Source organism: Rhodococcoides sp. S146-33, assembly GCF_059489205.1.
This window is the reverse complement of sequence record NZ_JCAJWY010000002.1, coordinates 1445340-1457167: the sequence shown is the minus strand read 5'-3', so window position 1 is coordinate 1457167 and position 11828 is coordinate 1445340. Positions and strand designations below refer to the sequence as shown.

Genomic DNA, 11828 nt, shown 5'->3' with positions numbered 1-11828 from the left:
CGCAGCGGAAACTAGCGGCTGCCTACCGCGCGCTTCGCCAGTTCCACGGTCGCAGCCCGCAATTCTCCGGCAGAGTCGATCGGAGTCGCGTAGCCGACTCTGGTGTAGGCGACTCCGCGCGGCGTGAGCACCTTCAGATCGAGTCCGTAGCGGTCGGCGGCGGTGCACTCGGCGGACGTGGCATCGGGATAGCCACCCAGTTCGCGGGCCATTGCCATCAGAGACGTCGAGTGGTCTGCGTTGAGGTGCTCGATCGCGTATGCGGACGTGGGCGATACCGGATCGGGTGCGGCCTCGGCGTAGTCCTCGGCAGTTGCCGAATCCATGCGCCCGTATCCGCCGACCCACCGGACCCGATGCACCCGCATGACCCACAGCGTGAAGTCGCTGTAGTCGAGGTAGTACTTCGCCGCGGGCACTCCCGCGAGATGCGCCTCGCGGGCCGCCGCCAGCTCGTCTCCCTCGGGCCGTTCGACCACGCCGGCGAGAGTAATTCGGCCCGACGCCAACGGATCGGTTTGCGATTGCGGCGCCACGATCGACAGGCTCGCGCGCTGATCGCCGGCAAGGTTGCGCCCGTGCTCGGCCATCCGCGAGACACACAGAACCGGAGCGCCGCCGTGCAATCCGTACGTGACGAACGATGCCCAGGGATCGCCGTCAGTGGTCAGGCTCGCAAGGGTCGCAATGTTGGTGGATGCGGCGATCGTGCGCGCCTCCTCGGCCGCCGAGGGACGACGGTCGGTGACCACGGGAGCCAGGGGAGGGGGAACGGACGGAGCGTCACCGGGGTCGCCGTGATCGAGAGCCATGCGCGAGAGTCTACGTTCGACCACTGATCGTTCGGTGCGGTCCGCAGCTATCAGCTCTGGACGTATGCGGCCAGGTGTTGCGCGGTGAGGGTAGAACCGTCCGCCACCAGATCGGACGGCGTTCCCTCGAACACGACGAGTCCGCCGTCGTGTCCGGCACCGGGTCCCAGATCGATGATCCAGTCGGCGTGTGCCATCACGGCCTGGTGATGTTCGATCACGATCACCGATTTGCCGGAGTCGACCAGTCTGTCGAGTAGTCCGAGCAGCTTGTCGACATCGGCGAGATGCAGTCCGGTGGTGGGTTCGTCGAGGACGTAGACCCCGCCCTTGCCTGCCATGTGCGTGGCGAGCTTGAGGCGCTGGCGTTCGCCGCCCGAGAGCGTCGTCAGCGGCTGTCCTATCTTTAGATAGCCGAGCCCGACGTCGTTCAAGCGCTGCAGAATCTTGTGCGCTGGGAGCAGTTTGGCTGCGCCGTCCGAGAAGAACTCCTCGGCCTCCGCGACCGACATGGACAACACCTCGTCGATGTTGCGACCGCCGAAGTGGTACTCGAGTACCGAAGCTTGGAACCGCTTGCCCTCGCACACCTCGCACGTCGTGGCCACCCCGGCCATCATCGCGAGGTCGCTGTAGATGACGCCTGCTCCGTTGCACGTCGGACAGGCACCTTCGGAGTTGGAACTGAACAGCGCTGGCTTGAGGGCATTCTCCTTGGCGAAGGCCTTCCGTATCGGTTCCAGCAAGCCGGTGTACGTCGCGGGGTTGCTTCGTCGTGAACCACGGATCGCACCCTGGTCAACCGACACCACATCGTCCGTGCCAGACAGAGACCCGTGAATCAGCGAGCTCTTGCCCGAGCCTGCGACGCCGGTGACGACGACCAGCACACCGAGTGGAACGTCGACGTCGACGTCACGCAGATTGTGAGAGTTCGCGCCGCGAATTTCGAGTACTTCCGAGAACTCACGCACCGATTGCTTGAGTGACGCTCGATCGTCGAAATGGTGCCCGGTGACAGTGTCGCTGTGTCGGAGTTCGTCGACGGTACCCTCGAAGCACACGTGCCCGCCTGCACTGCCGGCCCCGGGACCCAGATCTACGACGTGATCTGCGATGGAGATCGTCTCGGGCTTGTGCTCGACGACCAGCACCGTATTTCCCTTGTCTCGCAACTGCAGCAGTAGGTTGTTCATACGTTCGATGTCGTGAGGGTGCAAGCCGGTCGTGGGCTCGTCGAACACGTACGTGACGTCGGTCAGTGAGGAGCCGAGGTGGCGAATCATCTTGGTGCGCTGAGCTTCTCCGCCCGACAATGTTCCCGAGGGGCGATCCAGGCTCAGATAGCCCAGGCCGATCTCCACGAACGAGTCAAGAGTCTCGCTCAGCGTCGTCAAGAGCGGTGCCACCGACGGTTCCTTCAGGCCTGCGACCCAGGTGGCCAGATCGCTGATCTGCATCGAACAGGCATCGGCGATGTTGATGCCCTTGATCTTCGAGGATCGAGCGCCCTCGTTGAGTCGGGTGCCGTTGCAGTCCGGACACGTGGTGAAGGTGATCGCGCGTTCGACGAAGGCGCGTATGTGCGGCTGCATGGCGTCGACGTCCTTGGACAAGAACGACTTCTGAATCTGAGGTACGAGTCCCGAGTAGGTGAGGTTGATGCCCTCGACCTTGATCTTCGTGGGCTCGCGGTAGAGCAGATCGTCGAGTTCCTTCTTCGTGTACTTCGAGATGGGCTTGTCCGGGTCGAAGTACCCGCAGCCGCGGAAGATTCGGCCGTACCAACCTTCCATGCTGTAGCCGGGGATCGTGATCGCGCTCTCGTTGAGGGACTTGCTCGCGTCGTACAGGGCAGTGAGATCGAAGTCGCTGACCGAGCCCCGTCCCTCGCAGCGTGGGCACATGCCGCCGGTGACCGAGAAGGACTTCTTCTCGGTGGTCTGACGGCCACCCTTGTCCACTTTGTAGGCTCCCGCTCCGGAGACCGATGCCACGTTGAACGAAAAGGCCTGTGCCGAACCGATATACGGCTTGCCGATGCGGCTGAACAGAATTCTGAGCATGGCATTGGCATCGGTGGCGGTACCGACGGTGGAGTGAGGATTGGCACCCATTCGCTGCTGATCGACGATGATGGCGGTGGTGAGCCCGTCCATGACGTCGACGTCGGGTCGAGCAAGCGTCGGCATGAATCCCTGGACGAAGGCGCTGTAGGTCTCGTTGATCATCCGCTGTGATTCCGCGGCGATGGTGCTGAAGACCAGTGAGCTCTTGCCCGATCCCGACACACCGGTGAACACGGTGAGGCGTCGCTTGGGTAGGTCGACACTGATGTCCTGGAGATTGTTCTGCCGCGCGCCCTGCACACGAATCAGATCGTGGCTGTCGGCAGCGTGCGTTTCGGAGACCTGCGTGACCTTCTTCGTCGCCATGAGCAGTCAGGCTAGTCGTACCGGGACGCCCACGCTTCTCGATTCCTGATCGATTCCGGTGCCGCACAGCGCCTCGTCCAATCGCCTCAGCTCCGTTGCAGATGACTCGAGGAGTGGACGACGGACGGATGCGTTGGGCAGAACACCGATCCTGACCAGCGCCGCCTTGGCCATGATGGCACCTTGGGTAGTGCGCATGACGGCGTCGGTCAGCGGCAACAGACACCGCTGTATAGCATTCGCCAGATCCAGGTCGCCGGTTCGGACGGCATCGATCATCCGCGCGTACCGGGCGGCCACGACGTTTCCGGTGACGCTCACCAAACCCGTTGCGCCACAGCAGAGATAGGGCAGGGCAAGCTCGTCGATTCCGCAGTAGTAGGCAAGATCCGTCGAAGCCATGACGGTCATGGCTTCGTAGAGATCACCCTTTGCGTCTTTGACGGCTTTGATCGCGGGGTGCCGGGACAGTTCGATCAACGTCGCCTGCTCGATCGTGACACCTGTGCGCGCCGGAACGTCGTACACCATGACGGGAAGCCCACCGGCCTCCGCGATGTCGACGATGTGTGTCGCGATTCCTGCCTGGGTGGGGCGCGAATAATGGGGTGCGCTGATCAGAAGTGCGTCGGCCCCGGCCGCCGCAGCGGACCGAGCCATGTCCATCCCCGCTGCAGTGTCGTTGGTACCGACTCCGGCGATCACCCGAAAGGCATGGTTCGAGTGCTCTCGGGCCTGCGTGATCAGCCCCGACATCTCGTGAGCGGTCAGAGTGGGTGCTTCACCGGTGGTGCCGCCGACGACGACTCCGTCGCATCCGGTCGACAGCAGGTACACGAGCAGTGCATCGACGCCGGAGCGATCGATACTTCCGTCCGGCTGCATGGGCGTCACCATGGCGACGACATTGGTACCGAAAATCGACGGGGAAGAAGGCGCGGTGGTGGTCACCAGGTGAGTGTGGTCTGTCCGACACCTACGGTCCAGCGATGGATTATCGGCAATATTGCGTAGTGTTGCTTCATGATCGATGTGAGTGCCCTTCACGCCCTGCGGGCGGTAGCTGCTCTCGGCACTCTTGCCAGAGCGGCCGACGAACTCGGGTACACCTCGTCGGCGATTTCCCAGCAGATAAAACGACTCGAACGGCAGATCGGGACATCGGTTCTGGCGCAGGCCGGCCGAGGCGTCGTACTCACCCCGGCCGGCCGAGCGGTGGTCGATTCCGCAGACGATGTATTCCAGGCCTTGGAGCGCTGCGTGGAATCGGCACGCTCCGCGGATGAGGGCGTCGCTCGTGGAGTCGTTCGCCTCGTCGGATTCTCGACCGCCCTTCGCGGTCTGGTGGCACCTGCGCTGAGCAACCTGTACCGGCGGTATCCCAACCTGACCGTCCATATAAGTGAGGAAGATCCCGATCGCGCCCTGCACAGCGTCCACGCCGGTGCCGCGGATTTGGCGCTGGTGCACGACGCCGATGGCGTACCAGCGGCCGCACCGCCCTCGATCGTCCGGCGACCGATCCACACCGATCACGGCGATGTGATCATGAATCGGAGCCACCCACTTGCAGGGCTCGGGCGTGCACCGACCCATGCCGACCTCGCCCGCTACCCATGGGTGACCAGCCCAGCGGGAACCGTGTGTCATCAATGGTTTCGTCGGTTGTTCGCCGAGACGCCCACCGAGGTCGATGTCCGCCATCTCGTCGACGACTTCTCCACCCAGCTGGCACTGGTCGAAGGGGACGATGTTCTTGCGCTCGTTCCTCGTCTCGCCCGTCCGGTCCTCACTGCCGGCCTCGTTGCAATTCCACCTGCACGCATTCCCACGCGTGAGGTGCACGCCGCCTGGAGGCGTAGCGCGGACGCGAGCCCGGCAATTCACGCGGTGCTCGACGTGCTGCAACCGGCCTCGGGTCGTTAGGTCAGAACGACCAGCTGTCCCGTTGCCCGCGTCATTGCCACATACCGGTCGACGGCACCGGCGATTCCGTAACCGAACGAATCCGGGTCGACGAGAACAACCAAGTCGAATTCGAGTCCCTTGGTCAGTTCCGGTGTCAGTGAGCGTATACGTCCAGAACCTGAGAACGCAGGATCGCCTATGACACAACCGATTCCGTTGGCGTTCGACACCATCCACCGTTCCAAGATCGACAACAGATCTGCTGAGGTGCCGTACTCGACAGGCACACCGCTGCTGCGGATCGATACCGGGACATTGGCGTCCGGCAACACCGCGCGGATCACCGGCTCGGCCACGGCCATCACTTCTCGCGGCGTGCGGTAGTTGACGCTCAGGGTGGCAATGTCGATCCGGTCGATCCCCACTCGTCCGAGCCGTTCGAGCCAGGATTCGGAGAATCCCCGACGCGACTGCGCACGGTCTCCGACAACCGTGACGCTTCCCGAAGGACTGCGTCGCCGGACCATCTGCCATTGTGCGTCGGTCAGCTCCTGCGCCTCGTCGACGACGATATGCGCGAACGGACCGGCCAGTGGGTCGATGGGGACGTCCTCGAACCCGGCCCGATCGACGAGCGCATCGCGAATCCCGTCCTGGCGGAACTGTGCAGCCATCATCTCGTCGTCGTCGGCCGCCATGAGTTCGTCCACGACGCGATCCATCCGCGTCCGCTCGACTGCCGACGCTGCCTCGCGGCGTTGCGTGCGACGCGCGTACTCGGGATCTCCGAGCCGCATGCGCGCGGCATCGAGCAATGGTAGATCGGCAAGTGTCCATCGTGTCGGATCGGTTCGTTGGAGCGCACGCACCTGCTCGCCACTGAGCCAGGGTGCACATCGACGGAGATATGCCGGCACGCTCCACAAGTCGGCCACCAGGTCGGCAGCATCAATTATTGTCCAGGATCTTTCGAGAGTCCGACGTAGATACTTGTTGCGCTGCAAAGACTGTCGTACTTCGTGGGTGGACTCCTCACCGCTGTATCGCTCCGCGAGAATGGTGAGGAGTAGGTCCCAGATCTGTTCACGGGCCTCGTTGTGCGGAGTACCGGGCTCGGCTGCCCCGAAGGCTTCGATCCAATCGTCCGGGGTGAGTTTCAGATCGGCCCATTCTGTTTCCACGATCATGTTCTGGGTGGGCGGTTGCTCGTAGAACGCGACGGCTGCCTCTATTGCGTCGACCATACCGAGGGTGGACTTGAGTTGCACCACAACGGGATCGGCCTCCTCTGCTGCGTTCGTTCCTTCCGTAACGAGGTCGCGGAGGGTGCAGGTGTGTACCCCGTCTTCACCGAGACTCGGCAGGACGTCGGAGACATAGGCGAGGTACGGCTCGTGCGGGCCGACGAACAACACTCCGCCCCGGTTGTGGCCGACACGAGAATCCGCGTAGAGGAGATAGGCCGTACGGTGAAGAGCAACAACCGTTTTGCCGGTTCCCGGCCCACCGTCGACGACGAGAGCTCCGTGCGCATCGGCTCGAATGATCGCGTCTTGATCTGCTTGCACGGTGCCGAGCACGTCTCGCATCCGTGCCGACCTATCGGCACCCAAGGTGGCGATGAATGCCGACTGATCGTCGAGCGCCGCATCGGTTTCGAGCTCCGTCGAGTCGAACACCTCGTCCCAGTAATCGGTGATGAGGCCGTTCGTCCATCGGTAGCGTCGGCGACTCGCGAGCCCCATGGGGTTCGCGTGGGTCGCACCGAAAAAGGGCTCGGCAGCGGGGGAGCGCCAGTCCGTCAGAAGTTGCTCACCCGAGTTCCCCAACAGTCCGAGGCGCCCGATGTACACCGGCTCGTCGGAGCCGGAGGGGACCATTCGTCCCAGGCACAGGTCGATGCCGTATCGACGGAGGGAACGCAGTCGTCCGTTCAATCTGTGGATCTCGAAGTCACGCTCCATCACCTCTTGTCCCATCCGGCCCGACGACTTCTGGATGGTGTTCAGGCGATCCGCCGTGTCGGTTCGAGACGTCTCGATACTCGAACGGATTGCCGAAAAGTGTTGCTGGTCATGACCGGTCAATTCTGGATCGCGCTTGCGGGCAAGAGCTTTTGGCAAGTCGAAGACGGGTGGGTATTCAGGTTTCACAGGACTCCGATCGGCTGATTCGCTACTACAGCGAGCCATTCTGAGCCCTGTACGGGGTCTTGCCGCAAGACCGGGGGTGCGCTATACATTGAAAGGGGAAGAGGTAATCGTCGCCTTCCCAATCCATCGCCTCAAGAATCGGCGAGCAGCAGATCTGCGATTGCGCCGGCGTCGACCGGTCGTCCCAACAGGAAACCTTGTGCGAAATCGCATCCCGCGGCGGCCAACGCCTCGAGTTGGTCTTCGGTCTCGACCCCTTCTCCGACGACGGTTACATCGAACGCCCGGGCGAGCGCGACGATAGCCGAGATGATGGCGCAGGCGCGGGGGGCCGGCAGTCGGGCGATGTACGACCGGTCGATCTTGAAACTCTCGAACATGGGATAGCGGTCGAGATACGACATGGAGCTGTGTCCCTTCCCCATGTCGTCGAGCAGCAGAGTGACACCCATCGAGTGCAGCGTGGAGACGGTGTCGGCGACGCGTTCGGTGTCTGCGACCCAGACGGTTTCGGTGACTTCCAAGCCGAGGGCGAAAGCGGGAAGTCCCGTGTCTGCCAGGACAGATGCAACCTCTTTCGGGAAGTTTGGATCGCGCAGTTGGAGTGCGCTGACATTGACGCGAACGACGATGTCCGAGAACGCTCGCCACCGTGCCGCAGCCGCGGCTGCGGTTCGGAGTGCCCAGGTGCCCAATGGTGTTGCAAGGCCGGTTCTCTCGGCGACACCGACGAATTCGCTGGGTTCGATCGGTCCGAGGAGGTGGTGATTCCAGCGGGCGAGTGCCTCGACCGCAACGATCTTCCGAGTCGCGATCTCCACCAGCGGTTGAAAGGCCAGCGTGAGTTCGTTCGCTTTCAGGGCTGCCCTGAGATCTATCGAGAGCGATCTGATGCGATCGGCGTCGTACAGATCGGTTGGATCGAAGACGGCATGGCCGCCGGTACCGCTGTCTTTTGCGCGGTACATGGCAAGGTCCGCCCGGTGAATGAGCTCCTGTCGCGTCGAATCTCGGTCGGAGACAGCTATGCCGATACTCGCGCTGAGCGGGATCGGAACGTCGACGGCAGAAAACGGCACCGCGATCGACGTAGAGATGTGCCGCGCGAGTTCTTCCGCATGCTCGACGCTGTCCACGCCCTCACAGACAATCAGGAATTCGTCTCCGCCCAGGCGGGCGACGGTGTCGGCTTCGCGGATTGCCGAGCCCAGTCGGTCGACGAATGCGACCAGCGCGCGGTCGCCTGCGTCGTGGCCCAGGCTGTCGTTGATGATCTTGAAGTCGTCGATATCGAGCAACAACAGCGCGACGGTGCCGACCTGTCGACGGGCGCGGGCAAGCGCAGCGTCGATTACGTCGTAGGCCAGCGTGCGGTTCGGTAGACCGGTGAGGTCGTCGTGGGTACTGCGTCGTCTCAGCTGGTGTTCCAGATCGATTCTTCGAACCGCCGCGGACACGATCCCGGCGACGGAACCGAGAAACGACACTTCCTCGTCGCGGTAGAGGCGGTCCTCCACGCTGTGGATCGAGAGCACTCCGCACGCGTCGCCGGTGACGTCGAAGATCGGAACTGCCACTCCGCTGCGGAGTCCGAAAGCAGCCATCGTCTCGGTACGAAAACGAGTCTCCATTGTGCGGTCGTTGCACACAGCGGGCTCGGAGCTCGCCAGGACGTATCCCATCAACGAACCGTCTCCGGCTGGAACGTCACGCCGTTTGCCGAGTACACCGCTTGCGGCGTCCATGGTCAGATAAGGATCGTCGGGTTGTTCGAGATGGGCGATTGCCGAATTTCCGACACCGATCAGGGTTGCTGCGGTGTCGGTGGCGGCAGTGAGCAGTGTCGGTAGGTCGGCGATGACGGCGAATCTGCTGAGCTCGGCCAGAGCCTTCTGCTCGCGGGCATGCCGACCCGCGACGAGTGCATCAGCGGCCATCCGAGCGTTGCGCTGTTCGACAGTGTGACGATGGCGAATGGTGGAGGCAACCAAGTCGGGTCCACCGTCGTCGGATTCGATCGAATAAGCGGTGACCATCACCGGAATTTCGGCACCGGTCACCTGATGGAGTAATTCGCAGTATCCTTCCCACTTTCCGTCGGCGCGCAGACCGGCACCGATATCCGCCGCGAGATCGAGCGCACCTGGGGTGAGGAATTCGAGAGCAGTCAACTCCATGGCCGCGGAAAGGCTCGTCGATCCGATCAGTTCCAAGCCGGTAGGATTGATGTACAGGATCTTTCCCGAGAAGTCGGACAGGGAAACGAAGTCGGGAAATCGATCGAGAAACGACCGAAGGCTCACCGGATCACCCGTGAGATCGTTCACCGGTCCTCCGATCCACCTCGCTCGTCATCCGAGCGGCACCGGGCCAATGCTATTCGGCGGGTGCAATCGATGTGCACGATTGCTACGACGAAGCGTGTGTACTGGGTCTACGTCGTCGTTCGAGGCCGTCGAGCGACGAAGATCGCGACATTCCCCACCATCGTCACCTCCGCGTACTCGAATTTGTCGGACAGGAGCCGACGAAGACCGGGCAGATCGTCTCGGCTGTTTCCGAACGCGCCAATCTTGTTGTAAACGAACATCAGCGCAGTGCCGAGGACGGTGAAGCGCTGGTCGACACCGATCACGGTCGATCCGAACAAGACCCCCTCCGGCTCGAGTATCCGTGCAAGGTTCGTCAGGGCGACCGCCTTGGTGGACCAGTCGCCGGGGAGGCAGTGCAGGACGTAATTGATCGACACCGAGTCGAATTTGTCGACACCCTCGTCCAGTGGCACAAGAACGTCGCGCTGGATCTGCGTGGCAGCGACATCGAGTCGGGAGGCCGTGTGTGTGAGCGAATTGGCGTTGAGATCGAGGAGGGTGAGGTCGATATCGGTGGGTAGGTCGAGGTTCGCGAGGGCCCAGCCGGATCCAGGGCCGACCTCCAGGTGACGGTGGCCGATGTGCTGACGATAGAGATCGACGAAATTTTCTCTGTTGCAACGCCATCCGTAACTGTTCGAGATTCTGATAACCCACAGGTCGTACACGTTCAGAAACAGTCTGGTGTACGGGGCGGCACCGGCTCGGGTGGATAGCGCTGTCATGTGGTCGGTTACCTTCCAGAACATCCGGGAATTACGGACTGCCACCACACCACAGCGGTGACGTCGGCGCGAACTCGATGGATGGAGCTTCCTCGCAACATCGCCAACGCGGCACGGAGTATCACACGCGTTGCGGGGCGCGATGGGAACAGTTCAGACTGAAGCAATCATGACGAACGACGACTTGCGCGCGAAGCCGCGCACAGCGAGGGCGAGACGGATTGCACCACTCGAGGCAGCGGTCGAACTAACGTCCAGCGGTGTGCCTGTATCCGAGCGGGACTTCTTCATCGAAGAGTTCCGCGGGGTCACCATCGTGGTCGCGCTACCCGTTGTCAGCGCCGCTGGTCTGGACGCGGTCAGCCGCACGGTGAGCCAGTTCGGTACGGGGGATACGCGATTCATATTTGTCGTTCCGTCCGACCATGTTTCGGAAACCACTACTGCGGTAGGTGGTCTGACCATGGACGGTTCGACGGCGTGGACCGGCGAGGCGGTGGCCCGTCTGTGGCTCGCCATCGCGGACTCGGAATGCGTCGTGATCGGGACCGAGGCTTCCGACGTCGCACGCACAGCCGGGTCGGTAGCTGCGAGCGTCCGGGCATCGAAGATGGTGCTGACCGACCCGGGCGGCGGCTGGGGGGCTCCGCCTCGTAGCTTCGCGGATATCGACGTGCACCGCGAGCGTCTCACCCGTCATTTGACTCGACGCGGACTGGACGATTTTCCGCACGCCGCGCAGGTAGCTCTCGCAGGCGGCGCTTACAGCGTGAACCTCTGCCGAGCAGAGGATGTGGAGTTCGAGCTGTTCACCTTCGATGGCCGAGGTACCGTTCTGACCCAGGGACGATATCTTCACTTGGCCTCGCTTCAGGTGGATGATTTTCCGGCAATCGAGGCATTGGTCGCGCAGGGAGTACGCGAAGGGGTCCTCAAGCGGCGCAGCCGGATCGAGATTGCGAGGATGGCTGCCGGTGGGCTCGGTGCCCGGGTCCTACGCACCGGACATCTCGCCGGCATCGTCGGACTCGAGGTCGACCGATACGACGGAACGGGATTCGGCGAGGTGTCGGGCTTGATCACGGTCGCAGAGTTCTCGGGTCTCGGTGCTGGCGGCCTGCTGATCGACGGGTTGATGGATCTGTGTCGGGAGCGGGGGATCGCGAACCTGTTCGCCGTGACCGTCAGCGGCGAGGCTGCAGATTTCTTCGCCAGACGGGGATTCGACGAGGTAGGACGCCAGGATGTGCCTGCTGCAAAATGGAATCATTACGACGCCGATCGCCTGGAGTCCGCTCGGTGCTTCCTGCGGTCTGTCCCGGCAATTCCGGTGAGTGTTTCCCAGAACACGTGACGTCGAGAGTCCGGCATGGAGACCGGTGTCGATCCGGTGTTGACCTTCCCCCTGGGGGAGGCATCACCG

Annotated in this window: 8 protein-coding genes; 2 read left to right on the top strand and 6 right to left on the bottom strand. The window is 62.7% G+C overall.

The features are described 5' to 3' along the window. Positions 1 to 11 precede the first annotated feature (11 nt). From AC5WEY_RS15205 to dapA, 3 genes are read right to left on the bottom strand one after another with little or no spacing between them, the layout of a single operon-like run. Positions 12 to 812 carry a HugZ family pyridoxamine 5'-phosphate oxidase gene (locus AC5WEY_RS15205; RefSeq protein WP_495646446.1) on the bottom strand — a complete coding sequence of 267 codons (801 nt, stop codon included), beginning with the start codon at positions 810 to 812 and terminating at the stop codon, positions 12 to 14. 50 nt (positions 813 to 862) lie between these two features. Next, on the bottom strand, positions 863 to 3247 hold the full coding sequence (locus AC5WEY_RS15200) for an ATP-binding cassette domain-containing protein (RefSeq protein ID WP_495646445.1): 2385 nt from the start codon (positions 3245 to 3247) through the stop codon (positions 863 to 865). A 6-nt stretch (positions 3248 to 3253) separates the two neighbouring features. Continuing rightward, positions 3254 to 4198, bottom strand: a complete 945-nt coding sequence (dapA, locus tag AC5WEY_RS15195) for a 4-hydroxy-tetrahydrodipicolinate synthase (RefSeq protein WP_495646444.1) — start codon at positions 4196 to 4198, stop codon at positions 3254 to 3256. A gap of 72 nt (positions 4199 to 4270) precedes the next feature. Here dapA and AC5WEY_RS15190 point away from each other — a divergent pair, with 72 nt between their 5' ends. After that, complete coding sequence (locus tag AC5WEY_RS15190; RefSeq protein ID WP_495646443.1) at positions 4271 to 5173, top strand: LysR family transcriptional regulator; 903 nt, start codon at positions 4271 to 4273, stop codon at positions 5171 to 5173. On the opposite strand, the gene helR is transcribed toward AC5WEY_RS15190, so the two are convergent. The 3 genes from helR to AC5WEY_RS15175 form a co-directional block, all read right to left on the bottom strand. Beyond that, positions 5170 to 7347: an RNA polymerase recycling motor ATPase HelR gene (gene helR, locus AC5WEY_RS15185; protein ID WP_495646442.1), complete on the bottom strand. Its 2178-nt coding sequence runs from the start codon at positions 7345 to 7347 to the stop codon at positions 5170 to 5172. The two genes, AC5WEY_RS15190 and helR, sit on opposite strands and share 4 nt — an antisense overlap. A gap of 92 nt (positions 7348 to 7439) precedes the next feature. Next, complete coding sequence (locus AC5WEY_RS15180; RefSeq protein ID WP_495646441.1) at positions 7440 to 9635, bottom strand: putative bifunctional diguanylate cyclase/phosphodiesterase; 2196 nt, start codon at positions 9633 to 9635, stop codon at positions 7440 to 7442. 107 nt (positions 9636 to 9742) lie between these two features. Further along, on the bottom strand, positions 9743 to 10405 hold the full coding sequence (locus AC5WEY_RS15175; protein ID WP_495646440.1) for a class I SAM-dependent methyltransferase: 663 nt from the start codon (positions 10403 to 10405) through the stop codon (positions 9743 to 9745). Positions 10406 to 10667: 262 nt separating this feature from the next. On the opposite strand from AC5WEY_RS15175, the gene AC5WEY_RS15170 reads away from it, so the two are divergent. After that, positions 10668 to 11759, top strand: coding sequence for a GNAT family N-acetyltransferase (locus tag AC5WEY_RS15170; protein ID WP_495646439.1), 1092 nt, complete (start codon positions 10668 to 10670; stop codon positions 11757 to 11759). Positions 11760 to 11828: the final 69 nt, after the last annotated feature.

What these genes read in the sequence shown, in the direction of transcription:
- AC5WEY_RS15200 (WP_495646445.1), bottom strand. Translation starts at nt 3,247, where the DNA reads ATGGCGACGAAGAAGGTCACGCAGGTCTCCGAAACGCACGCTGCCGAC.
- AC5WEY_RS15190 (WP_495646443.1), top strand. Translation starts at nt 4,271, where the DNA reads ATGATCGATGTGAGTGCCCTTCACGCCCTGCGGGCGGTAGCTGCTCTC.
- AC5WEY_RS15205 (WP_495646446.1), bottom strand. Translation starts at nt 812, where the DNA reads ATGGCTCTCGATCACGGCGACCCCGGTGACGCTCCGTCCGTTCCCCCT.
- helR (WP_495646442.1), bottom strand. Translation starts at nt 7,347, where the DNA reads ATGGCTCGCTGTAGTAGCGAATCAGCCGATCGGAGTCCTGTGAAACCT.
- AC5WEY_RS15175 (WP_495646440.1), bottom strand. Translation starts at nt 10,405, where the DNA reads ATGACAGCGCTATCCACCCGAGCCGGTGCCGCCCCGTACACCAGACTG.